Here is a 24,284-nt window from a genome sequence, read left to right on the forward strand (position 1 = left end):
TGCGCCTGCTCGGGCGCGTCGACGAGGCGTGGGACCTCGCGAACGAGGCCGTCCGCCGCACCCGCTTCTCCGGCGACCGCGCCGAGCTGCTCACCGCCCGTGTCCGCCGCGCCCGCCTCATGCAGCTGCGGGGCCGCACCGACGAGGCCCTCTCGGAGCTCGCGCTCTGCGTCGAGGAGGCGCGCACGCACGAGTGGCACCTCGAGCACTCCTTCGCGCTCAAGCACCGCGGCCTCACCTTCTTCGAGCTGGGCGAGTACGGCCGGGCGATGCGCGACTTCGACGCCGCGACCGCCCTCGGCGAGCGCGTCGGGGTCCCCGAGGAGGAGCTCGAGGTCGCCCGCCTGGGCTACGCCGCCGCCTCCGAGTTCCAGGACGGGACCGACCGAGAGGCCCGCACCGACGGCACCGCCCGCGGCCGCCGCCGCGCCGACGGCGACGAGTCCTAGGCAGCGCCACCGGTGGCCGACCTCGAGGACGTGGCCCGCTGGGCCGACGCGCTGATCGAGGAGCACCTCGACCCCTCCTGGTCCTTCGCGCTCGACCACGCGCGCACCCGCGGCGGCGCCTGCCACTGGACGCGCCGCCGGATCACGGTCTCGCGCCACCTCGCCGCCCGCTGGAGCGACGAGGAGGTCCGGCAGACACTCCTGCACGAGGTCGCTCACGCGCTCGCGGGGCCCGACGCCGGGCACGGACCGCAGTGGCGGCGGATCGCGGCGCGGCTCGGCTACACGGGATCGCGCACCCACAGCAACCCGACCGCGGACGAGCTCGCACCGTGGGTCGGCACCTGCCCGGGCGGACACCTCTTCTACCGCCATCGCCGGCCCACCCGGCCCCTGGCCTGCGGCCGCTGCGCGCGCCGGTTCGAGCCCGCGAACGCGATCCAGTGGCGGCGCCGACCGGTCCCGGCGCCGTGACCCCGGACGAGGCCCCGCACGGCGGGCGCACGCCGGTCACCGGGCAGTGGCTCCCCGAGGCCGACGGCCGGCGCTGGTGGTTCGACTCCGGGAGCCTCGCACTCGACTTCGCCACGACGGGAGCACTGCCTCCGGGAGCGGCCGAGCACCTCGACTCCGACGCCGCCCTGGCCGCCTGGCTCGCCGAGCGCTTCGAGGCGGTCGGCCCCGAGAGCCGGGACGCGCGCCTGGACGACGCGCTGATGCTCCGGGGCGCGATCGCCCGGCTGGCCGTCGCGGCCGAGGCCGGCACCGCGCTCGACCCGCGCGACGTCGACGTGGTCAACCTGGTCGCGGCGATGCCCGACATCCCGCCGGTGCTGGGCGGCGGATCGCGGCAGGCAGGACGGCTCCACGCGGCGGGCAGGCAGGCGCTCGCGTCCATCGCCCGGGAGGCCGTGGGGCTGCTGGGTCCGGCCGCGACCGGACGGCTGCGGCGCTGCGCGGATCCGGAGTGCCGGATGCTCTACCTCGACACGTCCCGAGCCGGGTCGCGCCGCTGGTGCTCGATGCAGCGCTGCGGGAACCGGTCGAAGGTCCGGGCCTACCGGGCGCGCGCCGCCGCCCCGCGCGGCTGACGCACCGCCGCGGCACCGGGAGCGGCGCCGCGGCGGGACGGGTCAGTCGGAGACGCGGACCGAGCGGTCGAAGGCGACGTAGCCCGAGAAGTCCTTGCCGACGCGGTCGAACGCCGTCGGGTAGGGGTGCGGGTACGACCAGGCCTTGTCCTTCTGCAGGCCGTCGCCGGTCTGCACCGAGAAGTACTGGCACTCGCCCTTCCACGGGCAGGTGTAGGGCGTGGGGCTCTCGACGAGCACGCCCTCGGCGATGCTCGACGGCGGGAAGTACCAGTTGCCCTCGATCGAGATCAGGTCGGAGTCGGGGGCGTCGGCGAGGACGACGTCGTTGAGGACGGCTTTCATGCGGGCCAGCTTTCGGTCGGGGCGGGGGGCGGAGGGACCGCCTCCGCCGAACGCTACGCCGGGGGCGGGCGAGTGGTCGAGGCGGCGGCTCGGATCCGCAGGGGCTTGTGCGCTCCGCGGACGCCCTGCACCGCTCGGAGGCCGCGCCCGCCGGAGCGGCGGGTCAGCGGAGGACCGCCACCTCGTCGACGGTGTCGACCCGGGCAGCGGCCCGGACCTCGTCCGCCCGCCCCTCGGCGGCGAGCAGGCGGCCGGACTCGGACGCGGTGAGCAGATGCGCGCACGCCCGGCGCAGGCCCTCGTAGGACGAGCAGGCCACCGCGGCCTCGGGCGAGACGTGGTCGATGCCCAGCCCGATGAGCGCGTCGACGACGGCGCCGGCCGCCAGCTGGTCCTCCATCGCGAACCGCGCCGCTCCGCTGTCATCGATGTCGCCGAGGGCGATCACGTTGACGCTGGTGCGCCCGCCGTTCTCGTGCTGGCGCTCCAGGATCCAGCGGGCGACGGCCGAGCGGTCGGCCAGGCCCGCGCGGACGACGCGGCCCTCCACTCCCCCGAGGTCGGGGCTCTCGCCTCCGGGCAGAGCGTCGACGAGCACCGTGACGTGGGCGGGGGCGAGCACACGGAGGGCGCGGGCCCCCCACTCGAAGCGGATCTGGTAGGTCGACTGGTCGACGGAGGCGGCGGGAGCGGTCACCCTGACACGGTAGCGAGCACCGGAGGCGCATACACGTCCGGGGCTCCGCGCGCACCCGGTTCCCGCGCAGGGGCGGGCGGAGGAGGATGTCCCTCGTGAAGGTGATGCTCAAGCACGTGCTCGACACCGACGCCGACTCCGCCTGGCGCGCCCTGCAGAGTCCGGCCGTGTTCCGGGAGGTGATGTCCCCGCTCCTGACCGCCGCGTCGCTGGACGAGGGCGGCTTCCGCCCGACCTGGGGGCTCGGCTCCCACGAGGTCGCGATGGACGCCCTCGGGATCGTGCCGATGGGCGCGCAGGAGATCGACCTCTCCTACCGCCGCGTCCCCTCGATGCCCGACGTGCGGATCCTGCGCGACAGCGGCGGGCCCCTCACCGGCTCCCTCCGACTGATCACCGCGTGGGACCACCGCATGGCCGTCGCCCCGCTCCCCGACGGGCGCACGCTCTTCCGCGACCGCCTCGAGTTCTCGGCGGGCCTCGCCTCGGCCGCGCTCTGGCCGTCGATGTGGGCGTTCTGGCAGTGGCGCGGCATCCGCATCCGCTCCCTCGCCCCGTCCTGGCGCCACGATCTCGGTGCCGACACCCGCCCGCGCGGGGAGTCCGCCGCATGAGCCCCGACGGCGTCGCCGAGGAGGAGACCGAGCTGTCGCGCTCGGAGCTCCTGCGCCTCCAGTGGCCCTCCGCCGACGAGGAGGAGCAGGACGACGACGGCGTCTCGCCCCACCGCCGCCTCACGACCGCGGTCGAGGTGTCGGACTGGCGCCGCCACGTCCAGGCCCTCTACGCGGAGGTGCGCCGGCTCTCGAACGTGGACCTGCTCGCCGCGCACGCGTCCTGGATCCGCGGGCGCAACGCGCTCTTCGCGCAGCACCCCTCCACCCCCCTCCTCCCGGCCGACCGCGCGCACTTCCGCTCGCTGCCGATCGCGCCCTACGACGCGGCCTGGCGCTTCGAGCTCGAGGTGGCCCCGGCCGAGGAGGCGCGGCGGATGGACGTGGAGACCGGCACCGACGGCACCGTCCCCTTCGAGCTGATCGGCACGGTCGAGGTGCCGGACACCGGCAGCCTCGACGTCTGGCGCCTGGCGTCCTACGGCGGAGGCCTGTTCCTGCCGGTCAAGGACGCCCTCGCGGGGACACCCGGCGGCACCTACGGCGGCGGCCGCTACCTCCTGGACACCGTGAAGGGCGCCGACCTCGGCCCGGGCTCCGCCCCGGGGACGCTGGTGCTCGACTTCAACTTCGCCTACAACCCCTCCTGCGCCTACGACCCGGCCTGGGCCTGCCCGCTCGCCCAGGCGGGCAACCGGCTGCCGGTCGAGGTGCCGGTCGGCGAGCGCTACCGGGGCTGACACCGACCCTGGACGTTCTCGGAGGGGCGGCCGATAGCCTCCGGGCGGCGCCGTCGTGCGCCGGAAAGCAGGAAAGCCGCATGCCCCGTCCCGTCCTCCTCGTCACCGGAACCTCCACCGGCATCGGCCGCGCCACAGCGATCGAGGCCGCGCGCGCGGGCTGGCGGGTGGTCGCCACCGTGCGGGATCCGGAGCGGGCGGAGGGCCTGCGCGCCGCCGCCGCCGAGGCCCGCGTCGAGCTCGACCTGCGGGCGCTCGACCTGACCGACGCGGACTCCGTCGCCGGCTGCCTCCGCGCCGTGGAGGAGGAGCTCGGCGGTCTCGACGCCCTCGTGAACAACGCCGGAGCCGGCCACCTCGGCACCCTCGAGCTGGAGGATCCGGAGGAGCTGCGCCGCGTGATGGAGGTCAACTTCTTCGGCACCGTCGCGGTCACCCGCGCCGCGCTGCCGATGCTGCGCTCGTCCCGCGGCCGCATCGTCACCGTCTCGAGCGTCGGCGGCGCGATCGGGCAGCCGTTCAACGAGGACTACTGCGCGGCGAAGTTCGCGGTCGAGGGGTTCTTCGAGGCACTCGCCCCCGTCGCCGCCTCCGTCGGCGTCCACGTGTCGCTGATCGAGCCGGGAGCGGTCCGCAGCAGCTTCGTCGAGAACGTCGGCATCGACGCGGCGGCGATGCTCGCGCAGGCCGGCCCCTACTCGCCGGCGCTCGGCGCCTACCTCGACCGCGCCGCGTCGTCCTTCTCCTCGACCCACGCGCAGGACCCGTCCGACGTCGCCGCCGTCATCCTGAAGACCCTGCGCGACCCGGAGCCGGCCTTCCGCGTGCAGACCTCGGACTGGGCGGGCGACTTCGTCGGGACCAAGCTGAGCGACCGCGACGGCTCCCGCGTGCAGGCCGCGATGCGCGGATGGATCGGCATCCACTAGAGTGGGACGGTGCGAGCGCAGCGACTGCGCTCCCCCGCGTCGTAGAACGCCCCTTGTCCCCTAGGACTCTGACCGTCGAGGATCCGTCCCGACCATCTGGCGCACGTGCATGAGGCCCCCGGCCGCGCGCACCGAATCGTACGGCGAACGGATGTGACCACCGTCACCTTCGCCCGAACGCCGATCACCCGCGCCCCGGCCACCGCCCGCGCGTCCTCGATCGGCATGATGCCCCCGAAAGGCACCACTCCATGTCGAACACCCCCCTCTCCTTCAGCGCCCTCGGCGTGCCTGCCCCCCTCGTGGCCGCGCTCACCGCGAGCGGCATCACCGAGCCCTTCCCGATCCAGGTCGACACGCTGCCCGACACCCTCGGCGGACGCGACGTCCTCGGCCGCGGCAAGACCGGCTCCGGCAAGACCCTCGCCTTCTCCATCCCGATGATCGCCCGACTCGGCGGCTCGCTCGCCGGCGGACGCCGCCGCCCCGGCCGCCCGCTCGGACTCGTCCTCGCGCCGACCCGCGAGCTCGCCACGCAGATCACCGCCGCGATGCAGCCCCTCGCCGACGCGTACGGCATCGTCACCACCACGATCTTCGGAGGCGTCTCGCAGCAGCGCCAGGTCGCCGCGCTCAAGCAGGGCGTCGACATCGTCGTGGCCTGCCCGGGCCGCCTCGAGGACCTGATGAAGCAGGGCTTCGTGAACCTCGACGCCGTCGAGATCACCGTCCTCGACGAGGCCGACCACATGGCCGACCTCGGCTTCCTGCCGGTCGTCACGCGCATCCTCGACAAGACCCCCCGCGGCGGGCAGCGCCTGCTGTTCTCCGCGACGCTCGACAACGGCGTGGACAAGCTGGTCAAGAAGTACCTCCAGAACGAGGTGCTCCACTCGGTCGACGAGGCCAACTCGCCGGTCGCGCTGATGACCCACCACGTGTTCGAGGTCGACGGCCTCGACGCCAAGAACGCTCTCGTGAAGACGCTCGCGTCCGGCACCGGCCGCCGCATCCTCTTCATGCGCACCAAGCACCACGCGAAGAAGCTCGCCAAGCAGCTCACCGGCCAGGGCATCCCCGCGGTCGACCTGCACGGCAACCTCTCGCAGGTCGCCCGCGACCGGAACCTCGCCGCGTTCGGCGCCGGCACCGTCAAGGTCCTCGTCGCCACCGACGTCGCCGCCCGCGGTGTGCACGTCGACGACGTCGAGCTCGTCATCCACGTCGACCCGCCGATGGAGCACAAGGCGTACCTGCACCGCTCGGGCCGCACCGCCCGCGCCGGCAGCGAGGGAGACGTCGTCACCGTCGTCCTGCCCACGCAGCGCAGCGACGTGAAGACCCTCCTCCGCAAGGCCGCGATCCAGGTCGCGCCCCAGCAGGTGACGGCCGACTCGGCCGCCGTCGCGAAGCTCGTCGGCGACGTCGCTCCGTACGTCACCCCCAGCGCCGTCGTCGAGCCCGTCCGCGGCCAGTCGCAGGGCGGACGCTCGCAGGGCGCCAACGCGCAGCGCAAGCGCGCGGCCCGCACCGAGGGCACCGCCGCACCCCGCGGCGGACGCTCGACGGGTGCCGCGACCGGCGGAGGCGACCGCCCCCGCCGCGACCGCACCGCCGCCGAGGGACCCGCCCGCGGCGGCGCCCGCGGCGGCCGCAGCCGCTCGGCCGCCGGTGCCCCCTCGACCTCGGGCGGATCGCGCTCGTTCTACAGCACCGCGACCGGCGGAGCAGCCTCGGCCGCTCCCGCCCGCGAGTCCGCCGGCGGCGGCGCCCGCCGCGGCGGGCGCCGCGCTCAGGGCTGAGTCCGATTGTGCGCCGCGGAGCGGCGCACCGCGGTCGGCTTCAAGCACGGTCGCGACGCGCAGAGCGTGTCGCGACCGGCTAGGCCGATCCGCTCGCACGCGGATCGACCGTTCGCCTCGCGGGCAGCCGCGGAACGGCGCACCGCGGTCGGCTTCAAGCACGGTCGCGACGCGCAGAGCGTGTCGCGACCGGCTAGGCCGACCCGCTCGCACGCGGATCGACCGTTCGCCTCGCGGGGAGCGGCTGGTCCGGGGGCTGAGCGTTCGGTGATCGCACCTCAGCGCTCGTCCTGATCAGGGCGCCGACATCACGAAGGGCCGGGGCCCGCGACTACTGGTCGCGGGCCCCGGCCCTTCGTCGTTCACGCTTCACCTCTTCGAGCGGAGTCCCGCGCAGGGAGCTCCGGAAGTCCTCACCGCGTCCTGATCAGGCGATCCCCTGCTGCGCCGTCGTCGGGCAGGGGCGCCGCCTCTCCTCGCCCGGTCACAGAGGTCCCGTGGACGCCGGATCCACGAGCCGAACGGCCGAGTCGCGTGCCGGCGGATCGGTCCAGGCGGACGCCCGACACTCCAGCCGGCCCGCCGTCCTTGCGAGCCGACCGCGGCGCGCCGCTATCGGTGCGCAGAAGGGAGCGCCGCGGCCGATCCGCGCCGCTAGGACAGGCGGCCGACGGAAGCGAGCGCGGCGCGGATCAGCGCGCCCCGCCCGCCCTCCATCTCGGCGGAGATCGCGTCGGAGCAGGCCTCGTCGGGGGTCATCCAGGTGAGCTCGAGGGCGTCCTGGCGGGGGTCGCAGGTGCCGGTGACGGGAACGACGTAGGCGAGGGAGACCGCGTGCTGGCGGTCGTCGGTGAACGGTCCCATGCCGGGCATCGGGAAGTACTCGGCGACGTGGAAGGGGAGCGGGCTCGCGGGGAGGAGGGGGAAGGCCATGGGGCCGAGATCCTTCTCGAGGTGGCGGAACAGCGCGTCGCGCAGCGTCTCGCCGTACATCACGCGGCCCGAGACGATCGTGCGGGTGATCTGGCCGGAGGGGGTCGCGCGCAGGAGCACGCCGACCTCGGTGACCTGCCCGAGCCCGTCGACCCGGACGGGCACGGCCTCCACGTACAGCAGCGGGAGCCGCCGGCGGATCTCGGCGAGTTCGTCGTCGGACAGCCACCCGGAGTTCGGGTCAGGGGTGCGCACGCTCATGCAGCCATTCTCACCCTTCGCGGCTGGTGTTCCGACCGGCGGCGGCGATCCCGCACTCAGGGGGATGATGGAGCGATGGGAATCGACGCGAACGCGGTGCTGTGGTCCTCCTCCGAGCGCGACCGCGTCGGCAGGCCCCTCCTGGTGCTGCTGCACGGCTACGGCTCGCACGAGGGGGACCTGTTCTCGCTCGGCGCCTACCTGCCGCTGGAGCCGGTCCTCGCGTCCCTCCGGGCGCCTCTCGCCCTGGGCGGCGGGGCGAACGCGTGGTGGCCCCTCCGGGTGCCGCTGGTGCCGGACGAGCCGCGGGCCGATCCCGAGGCCGTCGAGGCGGCGGCGGCGGGTGTGATCGAGTGGCTCGACGCTTTGGAGCACCCGGGTCCGGTGGGGCTGCTGGGCTTCTCCCAGGGCGCCGCGCTGGCGGTGCAGCTGCTGCGGCGCGCGCCGGGCCGCTTCGCCTTCGCGGTCGCTCTGTCCGGGTTCGTGGTCCCGCTCGCCGAGGGCGACGACGCGGACGAGCGGCTCGCCCGCGAGCGTCCTCCGGTGTTCTGGGGCCGCGGGACGCTCGACACGGTGATCCCGGAGGAGCTCGTGCGGGACGCGGCGGCCTGGTTCCCGGAGCACACGGCGCTCGACGCCCGGGTCTACGAGGGCGTCGCCCACGGAGTCGGGCAGGCCGAGCTCGCCGACATCGGCACGTTCGTGCGTCTCGGCTTCGCCTGACGGGCGGGCTCCCCCGCGTCAAGGGCTCGCCCCCGGGCCGCGGCCCCGGCAATGTCGGAGGTGGCAGGGAGGATGGGTGCATGCCGGACGTCCTCGAGCGCTTCTCCCCCGCCACGCGCGCGTGGTTCGAGGGCGCGTTCCCGGCGCCGACCGCCGCCCAGGAGGGCGCCTGGTCGGCCATCTCGAGCGGAGCGCACGCCCTCGTGGTCGCTCCCACCGGCTCCGGCAAGACGCTCTCGGCCTTCCTCTGGGCGATCGATCGGCTCGTGCAGGGCCCGCCGCCGGAGGATCCGCAGCACCGCACGCGCGTGCTCTACGTCTCGCCGCTCAAGGCTCTCGGCGTCGACGTCGAGCGCAACCTCCGCTCGCCGCTCGTCGGCGTCACCCAGACGGCGCTGCGGCTGAGCGCCGAGGGCATCGGCAGCGCGCCGGCCACGGTCACCGTCGGGGTGCGGTCGGGAGACACGCCCGCCGCCGAGCGGCGCGTGCTGCAGAAGACGCCGCCGGACATCCTGATCACGACCCCCGAGTCGCTCTACCTCATGCTCACCTCGGCGGCGCGCGAGTCGCTCCGCGGCGTCGAGACGGTCATCGTCGACGAGGTCCACGCGGTCGCGTCGACCAAGCGCGGGGCGCACCTCGCCGTCTCCCTCGAGCGGCTCGACGCCCTGCTCCCGAAGCCGGTGCAGCGCATCGGCCTCTCGGCGACGGTGCGTCCGCGCGAGGAGGTGGCCCGGTTCCTCGCCGGCCGCTCCCCGGTCGCGATCGTGGCTCCGGCGTCCGAGAAGCAGTGGGACCTCAGCGTCGTCGTCCCGGTCGAGGACATGTCCGAGCTGGGGACGGCGGCTCCGCAGGACGGATCGACGATGGGGGCCACCGGTCCGCAGAGCGGGTCGATCTGGCCGCACGTCGAGGAGTCGATCGTCGACCGGGTCCTCGCGCACACCTCCTCCATCGTCTTCGCGAACTCCCGCCGCCTCGCCGAGCGGCTGACCGCCCGGCTCAACGAGATCTACGCCGAGCGCCGCGAGCTCGCCGCGGAGCGGGCGCGCGAGGCGGGCGAGCCCGTCGCGGTCGGCGCCCTGCTCGCCGAGGCGGGCTCCTCCTCCGTCCGCCGCTCCCCGGCCGAGGCGATGGGAGCGGCCGGGGGCACGAGCGGCAGCGGGCAGTCCGCGCCCGACGAGGAGCCACTGCTCGCCCGCGCTCACCACGGCTCGGTGAGCAAGGAGCAGCGCGCGATCATCGAGGACGACCTGAAATCCGGCCGCCTGCGCTGCGTGGTCGCGACCTCGAGCCTCGAGCTCGGGATCGACATGGGCGCGGTCGACCTCGTCGTCCAGGTCGAGACGCCGCCCTCGGTCGCGAGCGCCCTGCAGCGCGTGGGTCGAGCCGGCCACCAGGTCGGCGAGGTCTCGCGCGGGTCCTTCTACCCCAAGCACCGGGCCGACCTGCTCCACTCCGCCGTGACGACGGAGCGGATGCGCTCGGGATTGATCGAGGCGATCGCCGTCCCCGCGAACCCGCTCGACATCCTCGCGCAGCAGACCGTCGCCGCGACGGCCCTCGAGAGCCTCGACGTGGACGACTGGTTCGACACCGTCCGCCGCAGCGCCCCCTTCGTGTCCCTGCCCCGCTCCGCCTACGAGGCGACCCTCGACCTGCTCTCGGGCCGCTACCCCTCCGACCAGTTCGCGGAGCTGCGGCCGCGCCTCGTCTGGGACCGCGACGCGAACACGCTCACCGGCCGGCCCGGCGCCCAGCGCCTCGCCGTCACCAGCGGCGGCACCATCCCCGACCGCGGGCTCTTCGGCGTGTTCATGGTCGGCGAGCCGGGCTCGACCGGCAACCGCGTCGGCGAGCTCGACGAGGAGATGGTCTACGAGTCCCGCGTCGGCGACGTCTTCGCGCTCGGAGCCACCAGCTGGCGCATCCAGGAGATCACCTACGACCGCGTGATCGTGACGCCGGCGTTCGGCGAGCCCGGGCGCCTCCCGTTCTGGAAGGGCGACTCGCAGGGGCGCCCGGCCGAGCTCGGCGAGGCGATCGGGGCGTTCACCCGCGAGGTGGGCGCCGCCGCCCCCGAGACGGCGCGCGAGCGCTGCACGGCGGCCGGGCTCGACGAGTACGCGACCAACAACCTCCTCTCCTTCCTCGACGAGCAGCGCCTGGCCACCGGGCAGATCCCGGACGACCGCACCCTCGTGCTCGAGCGCTTCCGCGACGAGCTGGGCGACTGGCGGCTGGTGCTGCACTCCCCGTACGGGATGCAGGTGCACTCGCCGTGGGCGCTCGCCATCGGCGCCCGCGTCCGCGAGCGGCACGGCGTCGACGGAGCGGCGATGGCCGGGGACGACGGCATCGTCGTGCGGATCCCCGACACCGAGTCGGAGCCGCCGGGCTCCGAGCTGTTCCTGTTCGAGCGCGAGGAGCTGGAGCAGCTGGTCACGAGCGAGGTCGGCGGCTCCGCCCTCTTCGCCGCCCGGTTCCGCGAGTGCGCGGCGCGGGCGCTCCTGCTCCCGAGGTACAACCCGGGCAAGCGCTCCCCGCTCTGGCAGCAGCGGCAGCGGGCGGCGCAGCTCCTCGACGTCGCCCGCACCTACCCGACCTTCCCGATCATCCTCGAGACCGTCCGCGAGTGCCTCCAGGACGTCTACGACCTGCCCGCGCTGCTCCGGCTCGCCGCGCGGCTGGACGGGCGCGAGCTGCGGATCCTCGAGGTCGAGACGCCGACCGCCAGTCCGTTCGCGCGGTCCATGCTCTTCGGCTACGTCGCGGCCTTCATGTACGAGGGCGACAGCCCGCTCGCCGAGCGCCGCGCGGCAGCGCTCTCGGTCGACGCGACGCTCCTCGGCGAGCTGCTCGGCCGAGCGGAGCTGCGCGAGCTGCTCGACCCGGCCGTCCTCGCGCAGATCGAGCGCGAGCTGCAGCGCGTCGAGCCCGAGCGCCGCCTCCGCGGGCTCGAGGGCGCCGCCGACCTGCTCCGGCTGCTCGGCCCGCTGACGCTCGACGAGCTCGGGGAGCGCCTGGTCGACGAATCGGTCGCCTCGGCGGACGTCGCGAAGGCGCCCGCGATCGAGCGCGCGGTGCTCGAGGCCGACGTGGCCGCGCTCGTGAAGGCCAAGCGCGTTCTGCCCGTGGGCCTCGGCGGTGAGCAGCGGTACGCCGCGATGGAGGACGCCTCCCGGCTCCGCGACGCTCTCGGCGTGCCCCTGCCGATCGGCGTCCCCGTCGCCTTCATCGACCCGGTCCGCGATCCGCTCGGCGACCTCGTCGCCCGCTACGCGCGCACCCACGGCCCCTTCACCGCCGCCGCCGTCGCCACCCGCCTGGGCCTCGGCGTCGCGGTCGTCACCGACACCCTGCGCCGCCTCGCGGGCGAGCGCCGCGTCTCGGAGGGCGAGTTCCGCCCCACCGGCACCGGGACCGAGTGGTGCGATGCCGAGGTGCTGCGCCGCCTGCGCAGCCGCTCTCTCGCCGCGCTCCGCAAGGAGGTGGAGCCGGTCGACGCGGCCGCGTACGCCCGCTTCCTCCCCGCCTGGCAGCACGTCGGCGGCTCGCTCCGCGGTATCGACGGCGTGGCCTCCGTGATCGACCAGCTGGCCGGCGCGCCCATCCCCGCGTCCGCCTGGGAGTCGCTGATCCTGCCCGCCCGGGTGCGCGACTACTCCCCCGCGATGCTCGACGAGCTCACCGCGACCGGCGAGGTCCTCTGGGCCGGCGCGGGCACCCTGCCCGGCAACGACGGCTGGGTGAGCCTCCATCTCGCCGACACGGCAGGGCTGACCCTCCCCGTCCCCGCCGCCGAGTCCGTGACCCTGACCGAGCTCCAGCAGGAGATCGTCGGCGTGCTCGGCTCGGGCGGCGGCTACTTCTTCCGCCAGCTCTCCGACGCGGTCGGCTCCACCGACGACGCGGGCCTCGTCGAGGCCCTGTGGGAGCTGGTCTGGGCCGGGCTCGTCACGAACGACACCCTGGCGCCGCTGCGCACCCTCGTCGGCTCGACCGGCGGCGCCCACCGCCAGCCGCGCGCCCCCGCCCGCGCCCGCGCGCCCCGGGGCCGGATGACCGCCCGCCCCACGATGGCCACCCGCGTGGGGCCGCCGACCGCCGGCGGCCGCTGGTCGATCGTGCCGCTCGCGGAGTCGGACGCGACGATCCGCGGGCACGCGCTCGGCGAGACGCTGCTCGAGCGGTACGGGATCGTCACCCGCGGCTCCGTGCAGGCCGAGGGCGTCCTGGGCGGCTTCGCCCTCGCCTACAAGGTGCTGAGCGGCTTCGAGCAGCAGGGCCGCGCCCGGAGGGGCTACTTCATCGAGAAGCTGGGAGCAGCGCAGTTCGGCACAGCCGGCAGCGTCGACCGGCTCCGCACGTTCGCCCCGCAGGACGAGGCGCAGGAGCGCTCACGACCGGTGCTCGCGCTGGCGGCGACCGACCCCGCCAATCCGTTCGGCGCCGCTCTGCCGTGGCCGCAGGGCGAGGGGCACCGCCCCGGTCGGAAGGCCGGCGCGCTGGTCGCCGTCGTCGACGGAGCGCTCGCGGTCTACCTCGAGCGCGGCGGCAAGACCGCCCTCACCTTCACCGCCGACGAGGCGGCCCTCGCCGACGCGGCCGGCGCCCTCTCGCAGCTCGTCCGCTCCCGCGGGGTCGAGAAGCTGACCGTCGAGAAGATCGACGGCGTCTTCGCGCTCGGCACGCCCTTCGGCGACGCCCTCGTCGCCGCCGGCTTCGTCGCGAATCCGCGCGGCCTGAGGATGCGCTCGTGAGCGCCGGAGGGAGCCCGCGTGCCCGAGGGTGACACCGTCTACCGATCCGCCCACAATCTCGCCGAGGCGCTGGACGGCGAGGTCCTGACCCGGTGCGACGTCCGCGTGCCGAAGTACGCGACGGTCGACCTCACCGGCGAGACGATCGACGAGGTCGTCCCCCGCGGCAAGCACCTGCTGATGCGGGTCGGCGACGCGCTGATCCACTCCCACCTCAAGATGGAGGGGAGCTGGCACCTCTACGCCCGCGGCGAGGGCGAGCGGCCGAAGTGGCACCGGCCGGCGTTCCAGGCCCGGATCGTCCTCGAGACCGAGGACTGGCAGGCGGTCGGCTTCGAGCTCGGGCTCCTCGAGATCGTCCCGCGCTCGGCCGAGGAGGACGTGGTCGGCTACCTCGGCCCCGATCTGCTCGGCGCCGACTGGGACGCGGAGGAGGCGCTGCGACGCCTGTCCGCCGATCCGGAGCGGCCGATCGGGCTCGCGCTGCTCGACCAGCGGATCATGGCCGGACTCGGCAACGTCTACCGCGCCGAGCTGTGCTTCCTGCGCGGCGTGCTGCCCACGCGCCCGGTCGGCGGGAGCGGCGACCTCGTGCGCACCATCGCGCTCGCGAAGCGGCTCATCACCGTGAACCGCGAGCGGATCGAGCGCACGACGACCGGCAACCTGCGCCCGGGCCAGCAGCTCTGGGTCTACGGCCGCGACCGCAAGCCGTGCCGGCGCTGCGGCACTCCGATCGAGCGCGGCGAGCTCGGCGACGACGAGCTGCAGCTGCGGGTCACCTACTGGTGCCCGCACTGCCAGAGCTGAGGGGCTACTCCTCGACCGCGGAGCGGCGCCCGGGGACGTGCTTCTCGTGGACGCCGACGTCCGTCAGGCGCTCGATGCGGTCGACGTGGCGGCCGGGCTCGCCGCCGTCCGCGACGATCCAGCTGCCGACGAGGAGGAACCCGTCGCGGCCGCCGGCCGTCAGCGGGCCCGTGATCGTGAACGACCCGAGCGCCGGAGTCGAGAACGCCACGCACACCGGGTCCCCGTGCTCGAGCCCCTCGGCCGAGCGCTCCCCGCCGACCTCGTCGGCGTCCGGAGCCAGGGCGATGCTCTGGATCTCGGTCCCCGTGCCGAGGAAGACGTCCGCGACGACGAGCTCGCCGCCGACGGCCTGCCGGACGACCCCCTCGATCCCGTAGAGGCCGTAGCGCGGTGAGCGGACGAGGACGCGCACCGAGTCGCCGATCGCGACCTCGGCGAGAGCACCCCGGATCGAGGCGACGTCCCTCCGCGCGGGAGGGGCGGACAGGGCGTCGAGGATCGGGCTGGGCATCCGATCAGGGTAGCCGCTCCGGGAGCGCACCCGCCCGGCGGATCGGCGGCGGATCCCGGGCGGCCGGGGCGTCGGGTCGCCTGGGCCGCCGACGCCGCGCGCGAGCGACGGAGCGCCGGCCGGAGGGCTCCGGCACCGCGAGAACCCGGCACTGCGGCGACACCGGCACCGCCGGGAGACGCCGGTACTGCGGCAGGCACCGGCACCGCCGGGAACGACGAAGGCCCCGCCTGAGCGGGGCCTTCGGACGATGCGGAGTCGGTGGGATTTGAACCCACGGAACCCAGTAAAGGGTTCTCCACCTTAGCAGGGTGGTGCACTCGACCGGACTATGCGACGACTCCTGAGCGCCCGCTGGCGGACGCACGACGACCATCATAACCGCACGCGCGAGGGCCTCGCGACACGGGCGCCCGCCCCTCCGCGGGAGGGCGAGAAGCCGCCTACTGGTCCGACAGGGGCCGGCCGATCGTGCAGGTCTCCTGCTGCGCGGTCTGCCCGGAGACGTCGCTCGGGAGGGTGACCGGCCCGTCGGGTGCGCTCGTCGCGGGGGCGTCGGTCGCGGGGGCGTCGGTGGCCGGCGACTCCGTGGCCGCCGGAGCGCCGGTCGCCCCGGGCTCCTCCCCCGTCGACTGCGAGCCGCCGCCGGTGGTGCCGCTCAGCGCGATCGGCTGGTCGGCGAGGAGCGCCGCGTTCAGCGCGGACGCCGCGTCCTCGCTGGGGTACACGCCGTTGCCGTCGATGAAGGTCGGGTACTGCACGAAGACCACGTTCGCGAGGTCGACGTCCTTCACCGCGAGGCCGATCGACACGAGGGTGTTCACGTTCTCGAGCGAGGTGGAGAGCTGCATGTTCGAGACGGCCGCCTTCGCGAGGCCGTAGAGGTTCACCGGGTTCGAGAGCGTCGACGCGCTCTTCACCTTGCGCACCAGCGACGAGAGGTACACCTGCTGGCTCGAGATGCGGGTGAGGTCGCTGCCGTCGCCGACGCCGTGCCGGGTGCGGAGGAACGCCAGCGCCTCGGCGCCGACGAGCGTGTGCGTGCCCTCGTCGAGGTTCAGCCCCGTGTACTCGTCCTGGATCGGGGTGGCGACGCAGACGTCCACTCCGCCGACCGCGTTCGACATCTCGATGACGCCCTCGAACTGGATGAGCGCCGCGTAGGGGATCTCGAGCCCGGTCAGCTGCTCGACCGTCTGCACGGTGCACGCCAGCCCGCCGGCCTCGAGCGAGGTGTTGATCTTCGCCGAGTCCACCGCGTCCGAGACGGCGCCAGTGGCCGGGTCGGTGCAGGAGGGGATCGGGACGTAGAGGTCGCGGGGGAAGCTGACGACCTCCACGGTCGAGTGGTCGGCCGAGATGTGCATGAGCATCGTGACGTCGTTGAGGTTCTCGGCACGCTCGCCGTAGGCCCCGGCGGCCGATCCGTCGGCGCTGTCGCTGCCGGCGAGCAGGATGTTGACGCCGCCCTCGATCGCCCCGATCTCGGGCACGTCGCCTCCGCCCGAGTCGATCCCTAGGTCGACGGACGGACGCGCGCTCCCGGCGATCAGCGAGGCGGCGATCGCCACGATGCAGACCGCGCTGAGCACGCCGACGCCCACGCAGGCCGCGAGGATCCGCGCGGCGAAGCGCACGCCGCTCGGGCGGCGCAGGCGGCCGTGCCGTGCTGCTGTGGTCCGGGTGGACGCGCGTTCGCTCATCGGGTCGTACTCTCTCTCGGCTGCGGGACGCGTGTCGTCCCGGAGTCAGCGCGCGAGGTGGAGAGCACCCGCGGTGCCGCCCGCCCTCGGCTCAGCCGAAGAAGCCGACCGAGCAGGTCTGCTGGTCGGCGCTCTGGCCGGTGACCGATTCTGGCAGGGCAACCTTGGATCCGTCCTCGGGAGTCGCTGCAGGAGTGCCGGGTGCCGCCTCGGCCGTCGCCAGCGGATCCGCGGTCGCCGGGCCCGACGGAGCGGCGGTGTCGGCCGGGGCCGCCGCCTCGCCCTCCACGGTCGCGCCGGCGCCCGTGCCGCCGGTGATGGCGATCGGCTGATCGGTCTGCAGGGCGCTCGCCAGGACGTCGCCCGCGGCGCGGTCCGGCTCCACTCCGCTCGGAGTCGCCCCGGTCGGGTACTGCGCGAAGACGACGTCCGCGAGGTCGACGTCCTTCAGCGCGAGTCCCATCTGGACCATCGTGTTCACGTTGTCGAGACCGGTCGAGAGCGTCATGTTGCCGAGCGCCGCCTTTGCGAGCCCGTAGAGCGCGACCGGGTTGAGGAGGGTGTCCGCGCTCTTGATCCGGCGCACGAGCGCCGAGAGGAAGACCTGCTGGTTGCTGATGCGGGTCAGGTCGCTGCCGTCGCCGATGCCGTGGCGGCTGCGGAGGAACTGCAGCGCCGCCATGCCCTCGAGCGAGTGCACGCCCGGCTCGAGGTAGGTGTTCGTGTAGGGGTCCGCGATCTCGGTCGCGACGCAGACGTCGACTCCGCCGACCGCGTTCGACATCTCGATCACGCCGTTGAACTGCACGACCGCGCCGTAGTCGACCCGGACGCCCATGAGGTCCTCGACGACCCCCGCCACGCAGCCGAGGCTGACGTCGCTGCCCATCGCCTCGTTGATCTTGGTGTCGTACCGGGCGGGGATCGTCTCACCCGTGGCGGCGTTCACGCACTCCGGGATGTCGACGTACATGTCGCGGGGGAAGCTCACGACCGTCGCGTTGCTGTGGTCGGCCGAGACGTGCATCAGCATGTTGACGTCGTTGAGGACGCTCGTCTCCTCATCGGGGTCGCCGTAGGCGTCGCCCTGGCCCTTCCGCGAGTCGCTGCCGACGACGAGGACGTTGAAGCCGCCCTCCAGTGCGCCGATCTCCGGGGCGCCTCCGGCCTCGACGCTGGAGCCGGCCGCACCCGGGTGCAGGTCGACCGAGGGCTGCACGGACTGGACGATCAGCGTCGCCGCGATCGCGACCACCGACACCGAGGCGACCACACCGACACCGCCCACGAGGGCGGCTCCCTTCACCAGGGTCCGCGCGAGGGTGTGCCGCTTCTGGCGGCCGTGCCGCACGAAGGGGCGCGGCGTGCGCGGAGTGTCGCGAGTCTGTGTCGAAGGGCCCGTGCGGCGCATCCGTCTCCCGGTGTCGAGGCGTCAGTGGTGCGGAGGTGAGGGCCGGGCGTCGATCCCGGGCGTCGCGCAATCCTATACAGAGGGCTGGCGCGTTCCGAAGGAGAGCGGGCAGGCCTCCGTCGTCGCGCGCCAGGACGGGCGTCGGAAGGCGCCGGCGAGAAGCGACGCGAAGAACGGGACTCCGCTGCGGACGGCGTGGCGGAGGGCGTGGGATTCGAACCCACGAGACGTTTCCGCCCACCAGTTTTCAAGACTGGCTCCATCGGCCGCTCGGACAGCCCTCCCGGCCTCTCCCGCAGGAGCGACACCCGATAGTAACCGCCGAGCGCGCGGGACCGTGGTCAGCGCAGCGCCGAGAGCGCGACCGCCACGCCGTCCTGGTGGACCGAGGGGATCACGGCGGAGGCCACGGCCCGCACCTCGTCGGGCGCCTGGCCCATCGCGAGCCCTGCGCCCTCGGCGGCGGCCCAGGTGAGCATCTCGATGTCGTTGCGGCCGTCGCCCAGCGCGACCACGTCGCTCCGCTCGATGCCCAGCTCCTCGCGGACGACCTCGAGTGCGGTGGACTTGTTGACGCCGTGCGGGGCGATGTCGAGCCAGGCGGTCCAGCCGATCGCGTAGCTGACCTGGTGCAGGCCCATCTCCTCGACCAGGGAGGTGAACTCCTCGATCCCGGTCTCGGGCGAGATCACGACGACGCGGGTGCACAGCCGGCCGAGCAGCTCCTCGAAGGGGACGTGGGTCGTCTCGGCACCCATCACGGCACCGCCCGGGAACGCCTCGGTGTAGAAGAAGGCGCCGTCCGCGTCCTCCACGGCGTAGTGCGCGTCGGGGAGGGAGCGGCGGATGGTCTCCAGGACCTCCGTCGGGTCGAAGGTCTCGACCGTCTCGGGGACGTAGGCACCGGACGCGTCCCTGCGGAGCGTGACCGCTCCGTTGCAGCAGATCACGTACTCGGGCGAGATCCCGAGGCGCTCGACGACGGGCAGGGTGGAGGAGGGAGAGCGCCCGGTGGCGAGCATCACCTCGTCGCCCTGGGCGGCCACGCGGGTGATCGCGTCCGTCACCGCGCGGGTGATGGTGCCGTCCTCGTGCATGACGGTGCCGTCGATGTCGAGGGCGACGAGGCGGCGGCCGGAGGTGCGGGCCGCGCTCATGCGACGGGCTCGAGCACCTCGAGGCCGCCGAGGTGGGGCCGCAGCGCCTCGGGGACGAGCACCGAGCCGTCCGCCCGCTGGTGGGTCTCGAGGAGGGCGACGATCCAGCGGGTGGTCGCGAGCGTGCCGTTGAGGGTGGCGACCGGAGCCGTCCTCCCCGACTCGGTGCGGTAGCGGGTGTCGAGGCGGCGGGCCTGGAACGTGGTGCAGTTCGAGGTCGAGGTCAGCTCGCGGTAGGTCTCCTGCGTGGGGACCCACGCCTCCACGTCGAACTTGCGCGCCGCGCTCTGGCCGAGGTCGCCGGCCGCCGTGTCGATGACGCGGTAGTTCAGGCCGAGGCTCTGCAGGACGTCCTCCTGGTACGAGAGCAGGCGCGCGTGCTCCGCCTCGGCGTCCTCGGGGAGGGTGTAGACGAACATCTCGAGCTTGCTGAACTGGTGCACGCGGATGATGCCGCGGGTGTCCCGTCCGCCCGAGCCCGCCTCGCGGCGGTAGCAGGTGCTCCAGCCCGCGTAGCGCTTCGCGCCGCCGGAGAGGTCGAGGATCTCGTCGGCGTGGTAGCCGGCGAGGGCGACCTCGCTGGTGCCGGTGAGGTAGAGGTCGTCGTCGCGGAGGCGGTACACCTCGTCGTCGTGCTCGCCGAGGAAGCCGGTGCCGTCCATGATCTCGGGGCGCACGAGGGTCGGCGTGATCAGCGGGGTGAAGCCGGCGGCGAGCGCCTTCTCGAGGCCCAGGTTCATCAGGGCGATCTCGAGGCGGGCGACCAGGCCCTTGAGGAAGTAGAAGCGCGCGCCGCTGACCTTCGCGCCGCGCTGCATGTCGATGCCGTCCAGCAGCTCGCCGAGCTCGAGGTGGTCGCGCGGGGCGAAGTCGAAGACGGGGCGCTCGCCGACCGTCCTGACGAGCTCGAACGACTCCTCGCCGCCCGCGGGGACGCCCTCGATGATCGGGTTGGCGATGCGCTTCACCAGCACGGTGAAGGCGTCGTCGGCCTCGGACGCCTCCTGCTGCGCCTGCTTGGCGGCGGCGGCGAGGCGCTGGGCCTCGGCGACGAGCGCCGCCTTCTCGTCCTTCGGAGCGTTGGCGACGGTCTTGCCGAAGGCGTTCTGCTCGGCTCGGAGCCGCTCCGCCTCGGTGATCGCCGCACGGCGCACGCGGTCGGCCTCGAGCGCCTCGTCGACCAGCTCGACGGAGTCGCCGCGCGCCTCCTGCGAGCGCTTCAGGACGTCCGGGTTCTCGCGCAGAAGTACGGGATCAATCACCCCAGCAGTGTAGAGGAGGGCCGGGACGGGCCGCCGCCCGCGCGTACCCCCGGGACCGGCTGAGCATCGGCCGCGAGGAGGCATCCGATCGCGCGGACGGCTGCGAATGTGAGTCGTCCCCCGAGAACGTCCCCCCGCGTTCGACACCCCTGCTCCCCTGAAGGCTCTCCCATGCACGCCACCCCCCTCATCGACGCGACCCCCGGCGTCGTCCTCGAGCGCGACGGCTCCGTCGCCCGGATCACCCTCAACCGCCCCGACGCCCTCAACGCGATCGACCTCGGCACCGCGCGACTGCTGCTGAGCACCGTCGCCGACCTCGACGCCGACGCCGGCTGCTCCGTCATCGTGATCGCCGCGGCCGGCCGCGCGTTCTGCACGGGCGGCGACATCTCGGCGATCATGGGGTCCGAGCACCCGGACCACTACCTGCGCGACGTCGCGACCACGACCGCCCAGGTCATCCGCCTGCTCGAGGACAGCCGCGCCGTCGTCGTCTGCGCGATCGACGGCATGGTCGCCGGCGCCGGCATCGCCTTCGCTCTGGCCGCCGACATCGTGATCGCGACTCCCGCCGCACTCTTCCTCAGCGCGTACGGCGACGTCGGGCTCGTCCCGGACGTCGGAGTCACCGCCGCGCTCCCCCGCGTCGTCGGCCGCCGCCGCGCCCTGGACTTCGTGCTCTCGGGCCGCCCGGTCCGCGCGGCCGAGGCGCTGGAGTGGCAGCTCGTGACCGAGGTCGTGCCGCGCGCCGACCTCGCCGGCCGCGTCGACGAGCGCGTGCGCGCCCTGGCGGCGAAGCCGGCGCACGTCGCGTCCGCCGCCCGCCGCCTCCTGCGCGCCGACCCGCTCGACCGCGCCGAGCGCATCGTCGAGGAGACGGACACCCTGGTCGAGTTCCTGGCGGTCCCCGCCACGCGCACGCTCCTGGACGCCGAGCACGAGCGCCAGGCCCGCCGCGCCGCCCGGGCGACCGCCTCGCTCTGACCCGGCGCGAGCGTCCGCGACGACGGTCCGGCCCCGGGCCGGGCGGACGTCCGCCCGGCGGCCCGCGGATCGGCCGGGCGTTCTCCTCCGATCTCGGCTACGGTGGTCCCCGCGAAGGGGAGTAGTTCCCACCGTCCGCCGAGCGGACGACGAGGCGCGTCGACATGCTGGTCCGGGACGATCCGGGCCCGGCGCTCCACCCCGGCTCCGGCCGGGGCGAACGAGACCTTCGGTCAGTCGACGCACGTCCTGACCGGTCCTCTCGCGCGGGTCGGCGGACCTGAGCCAGGAGATCGCATGGCGACCACCGCCCCCACCCCCAGTCCCGCCCAGGTGCGCCGCTGGCGCCGCTACCTCGCCGACGAGCTCGCCGAGGCCTCCGTGTACCGCGACCTCGCCGGCCGCCGCTCCGGCGAGGAGCGGGAGATCCTGCTCGCGCTCGCCGTGGCCGAGGGCCGCCACGAGGAGCACTGGCGGGAGCTGCTCGGCTCCGCGGCGGAGCCCGCGCCCCGCCCGGACCTCCGCACGCGCTTCCTCGGCTTCCTCACCCGCCGCTTCGGCTCGGTGTTCGTCCTCGCCCTGATCCAGCGCGCCGAGGCCCGCTCCCCCTACGCCGACGACGACGACGCCACCGAGGCGATGGCGGCCGACGAGCGGATCCACGGCGAGGTCGTCCGCGGGCTCGCCGAGCGCGGCCGGAACCGCCTCTCCGGGACGTTCCGCGCGGCGGTCTTCGGAGCGAACGACGGCCTGGTCTCGAACCTCGCCCTCGTGCTCGGAGTGGGAGCGAGCGGAGTCGGGACGGGCGTCGTCCTGTTCACGGGCATCGCGGGCCTGCTCGCCGGCGCCCTCTCGATGGGCGCGGGCGAGTTCGTCTCGGTGCGCTCGCAGCGCGAGCTGCTCTCGGCCTCCAGCCCGGACCTCGACGCGAACCGCATCGTCCCCGATCTGGACGTCGACGCGAACGAGCTCGCCCTGGTCTACCGCGCTCGCGGGATGACCCAGGAGCAGGCCGACGCGCGTGCCGCCTCCGTCTTCACGGGCCTGCGCGGCGGCGCCGTCACCTCCCCCATCACGCTGGGCGGTCCCGCAGGAGACCCCGACGTCGACGAGCACGAGTCGATCGGCACGGGCATGGGCGCGGCGCTGTCGAGCTTCTGCTTCTTCGCCTCGGGCGCGATCATCCCGGTGCTGCCCTACCTGCTCGGCCTGACGGGGCTCGCCGCGGTGGTCGTCGCCTGCGTGCTCGTGGGCATCGCCCTGCTCGCCACCGGCGCGGTCGTCGGGCTGCTCTCGGGCGCCCCGCCGCTGGCCCGGGCGCTGCGCCAGCTCGGGATCGGCTACGGCGCGGCCCTGGTGACCTACCTCCTCGGCCTGCTCTTCGGCGCGTCCGGAGTCTGAGCCTCGGCCTCGAGGAGCTGCGCGGACTCGCGCGGCTCCTCGGCGCGGGGCCGCACGACGACGCCGCGCCACCGCAGCGCGGCCACTCCGACCGCCAGCAGCAGCGACGCCGGCAGGCAGCCCAGCAGGGGGATGCAGGAGTAGTAGAGGAGCTGCCGCTGGATCCACGCGGGCGAGGGCACGTCGGAGTCGCCGTAGTAGGGCGGAGGCGGCGAGGAGTAGCCGGTGTAGAGGAGCGCGAGGCCGATCAGGGTCCCGGCGAGGCCTGCCAGCAGGAGCACGAGGAGCCACGGGTTCCGCAGCAGGGGCGCCTCGCGCACGGGCTCGGCGGGAGCCGCGGGAGCGGGGTCGGCGGCCGGCTCCGGCAGGGGTGCGGGCGCGGTCTCGGCGCCGAGGCGGTGCGACCGCCGACCCTCGGCGGCTCCGGCGATGTCGGGCAGGGCCATGATGCGGCGCGGTCCGGGCACGGACGAGGAGCCGGGGCGGACCACGCGCGACTCCGGGAGCGCGGGACGAGCGGCGGATCCGGACGTGGCGGCGGGAGCGCCGGGGGCGGCCCCCGAGCCGGGCCTCGCGAACGCCCGCTCGTCGCCTCTCAGACGCTCCACCGGTCCCGAGAACCCGCGCTGGAAGGCCGGGTCGTAGCGCGGGTCGACCCGTTCGTCGTCGTCAGTCATCGTCGCGACCCGTCATCGTCGTCCCCGGTCATCGTCGACCTCCGGCTCGTGGGAGAGGATCCCGCGCAGCCAGTCGCGGGCCTCGAGGAACACCTCGTCGTCGTAGCGTCGCACGGAGGTGACCGGGCGGCGGTCAGCGCGCGGATACGAGCCGAGGAAGATCACCTTCGGGCTGAAGCGCCGCAGCCCCATCAGCGCGTCGGCGACCCGCTCGTCCTGGACGTGCCCGTCGAGGTCGATGACGAACCGGTACCGGCCGAGGGCATCGCCGATCGGCCGCGACTGGATCATGCTCAGGTTCACCCCGCGGGTCGCGAACTGCTCGAGCATGTCGAGCAGGGCGCCCGGCTGGTCGGCCGGGAGCTCGGCGATCACGCTGGTCTTGTCGGCGCCGGTCGGCTCGGGCAGCGCGTGCGAGCGCGAGACGTGCACGAAGCGCGTGACGGCGTTCGGGTTGTCGCCGATCCGCTCCGCCAGCACCGCGACGTCGTGGTGGGCGACGATCCCGGGAGGGGCGATGGCCGCGTCCGCGGGAGATCCGCCCAGCAGGTCGACGGTGGCCTGGACGTTGCTGGAGGCCGGCAGGTGCTCGTGGCTGGGGATCTCGCGGTCGAGCCACACCCGGCACTGCCCGTAGGCGACGGGGTGCGCGGCGACGGTGCGCACCTCCTCGAGGCTCGTCCCCGGGCGGCCGACCAGGATGAACGACACCGGCACCAGGTACTCGCCGACGATGCGCAGCCCCGGGATCCGCGCCAGCGCGTCCTGCGCGGCCGTCACTCCGCCCTCGACCGAGTTCTCGATCGCGATCACCGCGCCGTCGCTGCGGCCGGTGACCAGATCGCTCAGCGCCTCCCCCACGTTCGCGACGCTGCGCCACAGCTGTCCGCGCGCCTCCGGGACCTGCGCGAGGGCCGCCTCCGTGAACGTGCCGCTGGGCCCGAGATAGCTGTAGGCACGGGTCTCGGGGGCGCTGTCGGGCATGGCGCAAGCCTAGCCAGCCGCGGTACCCCTG

The 24,284-nt window shown here is 74.3% G+C and carries 22 protein-coding genes and 2 tRNA genes; 12 read left to right on the plus strand and 12 right to left on the minus strand.

Annotation, left to right across the window (positions count from 1 at the left end):
- The first annotated feature begins 119 nt into the window (after positions 1-119).
- Genes C5C25_RS16600 through C5C25_RS13350 form a run of 3 tightly spaced genes read left to right on the plus strand, consistent with a single transcriptional unit; the run spans position 120 to position 1,540 of the window.
- Positions 120-449: a hypothetical protein gene (locus C5C25_RS16600; RefSeq protein WP_181027192.1), complete on the plus strand. Its 330-nt coding sequence runs from the start codon at positions 120-122 to the stop codon at positions 447-449.
- A 12-nt stretch (positions 450-461) separates the two neighbouring features.
- Entirely contained in the window at positions 462-923 is a 462-nt protein-coding gene (locus C5C25_RS13345) for a SprT-like domain-containing protein (RefSeq protein WP_104250885.1), read from the plus strand.
- Positions 893-1,540: a CGNR zinc finger domain-containing protein gene (locus C5C25_RS13350; RefSeq protein WP_258069420.1), complete on the plus strand. Its 648-nt coding sequence runs from the start codon at positions 893-895 to the stop codon at positions 1,538-1,540. Before C5C25_RS13345 ends, C5C25_RS13350 begins: the two co-directional genes overlap by 31 nt.
- A 42-nt stretch (positions 1,541-1,582) precedes the next feature.
- Here the strand turns inward: C5C25_RS13350 and C5C25_RS13355 are convergent, their stop codons facing one another.
- Positions 1,583-1,885 (minus strand): DUF427 domain-containing protein, encoded by a 303-nt coding sequence (locus tag C5C25_RS13355; protein WP_104224584.1) that lies wholly within the window; start codon positions 1,883-1,885, stop codon positions 1,583-1,585.
- A gap of 163 nt (positions 1,886-2,048) precedes the next feature.
- Positions 2,049-2,582, minus strand: coding sequence for a 2-phosphosulfolactate phosphatase (locus C5C25_RS13360; protein ID WP_104250886.1), 534 nt, complete (start codon positions 2,580-2,582; stop codon positions 2,049-2,051).
- A gap of 86 nt (positions 2,583-2,668) precedes the next feature.
- On the opposite strand from C5C25_RS13360, the gene C5C25_RS13365 reads away from it, so the two are divergent.
- From C5C25_RS13365 to C5C25_RS13380, 4 genes are all read left to right on the plus strand, one after another.
- On the plus strand, positions 2,669-3,196 hold the full coding sequence (locus C5C25_RS13365) for a hypothetical protein (RefSeq protein WP_244248113.1): 528 nt from the start codon (positions 2,669-2,671) through the stop codon (positions 3,194-3,196).
- Positions 3,193-3,936 (plus strand): DUF1684 domain-containing protein, encoded by a 744-nt coding sequence (locus C5C25_RS13370; RefSeq protein WP_104250887.1) that lies wholly within the window; start codon positions 3,193-3,195, stop codon positions 3,934-3,936. The genes C5C25_RS13365 and C5C25_RS13370 overlap by 4 nt, the downstream gene beginning before the upstream one ends.
- Positions 3,937-4,016: 80 nt before the next feature.
- Positions 4,017-4,865, plus strand: coding sequence for an SDR family oxidoreductase (locus C5C25_RS13375; RefSeq protein ID WP_104250888.1), 849 nt, complete (start codon positions 4,017-4,019; stop codon positions 4,863-4,865).
- A 251-nt stretch (positions 4,866-5,116) separates the two neighbouring features.
- Complete coding sequence (locus C5C25_RS13380; protein ID WP_104225114.1) at positions 5,117-6,667, plus strand: DEAD/DEAH box helicase; 1,551 nt, start codon at positions 5,117-5,119, stop codon at positions 6,665-6,667.
- A 654-nt stretch (positions 6,668-7,321) separates the two neighbouring features.
- Here the strand turns inward: C5C25_RS13380 and C5C25_RS13385 are convergent.
- A complete protein-coding gene (locus tag C5C25_RS13385) occupies positions 7,322-7,861 on the minus strand; it encodes an NUDIX hydrolase family protein (protein WP_104225113.1) in 540 nt (179 codons plus the stop codon).
- 75 nt (positions 7,862-7,936) lie between these two features.
- Here C5C25_RS13385 and C5C25_RS13390 point away from each other — a divergent pair, with 75 nt between their 5' ends.
- The 3 genes from C5C25_RS13390 to C5C25_RS13400 all read left to right on the plus strand — a co-directional run bounded on the left by C5C25_RS13390 (position 7,937) and on the right by C5C25_RS13400 (position 14,157).
- Positions 7,937-8,584, plus strand: a complete 648-nt coding sequence (locus tag C5C25_RS13390) for an alpha/beta hydrolase (RefSeq protein WP_104250889.1) — start codon at positions 7,937-7,939, stop codon at positions 8,582-8,584.
- Between the two features lie 80 nt (positions 8,585-8,664).
- Positions 8,665-13,347: an ATP-dependent helicase gene (locus tag C5C25_RS13395; protein WP_104250890.1), complete on the plus strand. Its 4,683-nt coding sequence runs from the start codon at positions 8,665-8,667 to the stop codon at positions 13,345-13,347.
- A gap of 18 nt (positions 13,348-13,365) precedes the next feature.
- Positions 13,366-14,157 carry a DNA-formamidopyrimidine glycosylase family protein gene (locus tag C5C25_RS13400; protein WP_104250891.1) on the plus strand — a complete coding sequence of 264 codons (792 nt, stop codon included), beginning with the start codon at positions 13,366-13,368 and terminating at the stop codon, positions 14,155-14,157.
- Between the two features lie 4 nt (positions 14,158-14,161).
- Here C5C25_RS13400 and C5C25_RS13405 read toward each other — a convergent pair whose 3' ends face one another.
- The 7 genes from C5C25_RS13405 to serS all read right to left on the minus strand — a co-directional run bounded on the left by C5C25_RS13405 (position 14,162) and on the right by serS (position 20,204).
- Complete coding sequence (locus tag C5C25_RS13405) at positions 14,162-14,671, minus strand: hypothetical protein (RefSeq protein ID WP_104250892.1); 510 nt, start codon at positions 14,669-14,671, stop codon at positions 14,162-14,164.
- 253 nt (positions 14,672-14,924) lie between these two features.
- Positions 14,925-15,015, minus strand: a tRNA-Ser gene (locus tag C5C25_RS13410).
- Positions 15,016-15,114: 99 nt separating this feature from the next.
- Positions 15,115-16,374: an LCP family protein gene (locus tag C5C25_RS13415; RefSeq protein ID WP_104250893.1), complete on the minus strand. Its 1,260-nt coding sequence runs from the start codon at positions 16,372-16,374 to the stop codon at positions 15,115-15,117.
- Positions 16,375-16,465: 91 nt separating this feature from the next.
- The gene (locus tag C5C25_RS13420; RefSeq protein WP_258059448.1) at positions 16,466-17,680 is read right to left on the minus strand and encodes an LCP family protein; all 1,215 of its coding nucleotides are present in this window, start codon (positions 17,678-17,680) and stop codon (positions 16,466-16,468) included.
- A gap of 301 nt (positions 17,681-17,981) precedes the next feature.
- Positions 17,982-18,069: transfer RNA gene (locus tag C5C25_RS13425), tRNA-Ser, on the minus strand.
- Between the two features lie 57 nt (positions 18,070-18,126).
- A complete protein-coding gene (locus C5C25_RS13430; protein ID WP_104250894.1) occupies positions 18,127-18,942 on the minus strand; it encodes an HAD family hydrolase in 816 nt (271 codons plus the stop codon).
- On the minus strand, positions 18,939-20,204 hold the full coding sequence (serS, locus tag C5C25_RS13435; protein WP_104250895.1) for a serine--tRNA ligase: 1,266 nt from the start codon (positions 20,202-20,204) through the stop codon (positions 18,939-18,941). The genes C5C25_RS13430 and serS overlap by 4 nt, the downstream gene beginning before the upstream one ends.
- A gap of 171 nt (positions 20,205-20,375) precedes the next feature.
- On the opposite strand from serS, the gene C5C25_RS13440 reads away from it, so the two are divergent.
- On the plus strand, positions 20,376-21,191 hold the full coding sequence (locus tag C5C25_RS13440; RefSeq protein WP_104250896.1) for an enoyl-CoA hydratase/isomerase family protein: 816 nt from the start codon (positions 20,376-20,378) through the stop codon (positions 21,189-21,191).
- Between the two features lie 297 nt (positions 21,192-21,488).
- A complete protein-coding gene (locus C5C25_RS13445) occupies positions 21,489-22,592 on the plus strand; it encodes a VIT1/CCC1 family protein (RefSeq protein WP_104224963.1) in 1,104 nt (367 codons plus the stop codon).
- On the opposite strand, the gene C5C25_RS13450 is transcribed toward C5C25_RS13445, so the two are convergent.
- Together C5C25_RS13450 and pheA are read right to left on the minus strand one after the other, a co-directional pair.
- Positions 22,553-23,269, minus strand: coding sequence for a hypothetical protein (locus C5C25_RS13450; protein WP_104250897.1), 717 nt, complete (start codon positions 23,267-23,269; stop codon positions 22,553-22,555). The two genes, C5C25_RS13445 and C5C25_RS13450, sit on opposite strands and share 40 nt — an antisense overlap.
- A 12-nt stretch (positions 23,270-23,281) precedes the next feature.
- A complete protein-coding gene (gene pheA, locus C5C25_RS13455; RefSeq protein ID WP_104247578.1) occupies positions 23,282-24,253 on the minus strand; it encodes a prephenate dehydratase in 972 nt (323 codons plus the stop codon).
- Positions 24,254-24,284 lie beyond the last annotated feature (31 nt).

The sequence above is a fragment of the Rathayibacter sp. AY2B9 genome (assembly GCF_002931595.1).
Classification (GTDB): domain Bacteria; phylum Actinomycetota; class Actinomycetes; order Actinomycetales; family Microbacteriaceae; genus Rathayibacter.

Excerpts from the sequence above, each read along its gene's own strand:
- C5C25_RS16600 (WP_181027192.1), top strand. The coding sequence starts at position 120 with ATGCAGCTGCGGGGCCGCACCGACGAGGCCCTCTCGGAGCTCGCGCTC.
- C5C25_RS13355 (WP_104224584.1), bottom strand. The coding sequence starts at position 1,885 with ATGAAAGCCGTCCTCAACGACGTCGTCCTCGCCGACGCCCCCGACTCC.
- C5C25_RS13365 (WP_244248113.1), top strand. The coding sequence starts at position 2,669 with ATGTCCCTCGTGAAGGTGATGCTCAAGCACGTGCTCGACACCGACGCC.
- C5C25_RS13370 (WP_104250887.1), top strand. The coding sequence starts at position 3,193 with ATGAGCCCCGACGGCGTCGCCGAGGAGGAGACCGAGCTGTCGCGCTCG.
- C5C25_RS13375 (WP_104250888.1), top strand. The coding sequence starts at position 4,017 with ATGCCCCGTCCCGTCCTCCTCGTCACCGGAACCTCCACCGGCATCGGC.
- C5C25_RS13380 (WP_104225114.1), top strand. The coding sequence starts at position 5,117 with ATGTCGAACACCCCCCTCTCCTTCAGCGCCCTCGGCGTGCCTGCCCCC.
- C5C25_RS13385 (WP_104225113.1), bottom strand. The coding sequence starts at position 7,861 with ATGAGCGTGCGCACCCCTGACCCGAACTCCGGGTGGCTGTCCGACGAC.
- C5C25_RS13390 (WP_104250889.1), top strand. The coding sequence starts at position 7,937 with ATGGGAATCGACGCGAACGCGGTGCTGTGGTCCTCCTCCGAGCGCGAC.
- C5C25_RS13395 (WP_104250890.1), top strand. The coding sequence starts at position 8,665 with ATGCCGGACGTCCTCGAGCGCTTCTCCCCCGCCACGCGCGCGTGGTTC.
- C5C25_RS13405 (WP_104250892.1), bottom strand. The coding sequence starts at position 14,671 with ATGCCCAGCCCGATCCTCGACGCCCTGTCCGCCCCTCCCGCGCGGAGG.
- C5C25_RS13415 (WP_104250893.1), bottom strand. The coding sequence starts at position 16,374 with ATGAGCGAACGCGCGTCCACCCGGACCACAGCAGCACGGCACGGCCGC.
- C5C25_RS13430 (WP_104250894.1), bottom strand. The coding sequence starts at position 18,942 with ATGAGCGCGGCCCGCACCTCCGGCCGCCGCCTCGTCGCCCTCGACATC.
- C5C25_RS13440 (WP_104250896.1), top strand. The coding sequence starts at position 20,376 with ATGCACGCCACCCCCCTCATCGACGCGACCCCCGGCGTCGTCCTCGAG.
- C5C25_RS13445 (WP_104224963.1), top strand. The coding sequence starts at position 21,489 with ATGGCGACCACCGCCCCCACCCCCAGTCCCGCCCAGGTGCGCCGCTGG.
- C5C25_RS13450 (WP_104250897.1), bottom strand. The coding sequence starts at position 23,269 with ATGACTGACGACGACGAACGGGTCGACCCGCGCTACGACCCGGCCTTC.
- pheA (WP_104247578.1), bottom strand. The coding sequence starts at position 24,253 with ATGCCCGACAGCGCCCCCGAGACCCGTGCCTACAGCTATCTCGGGCCC.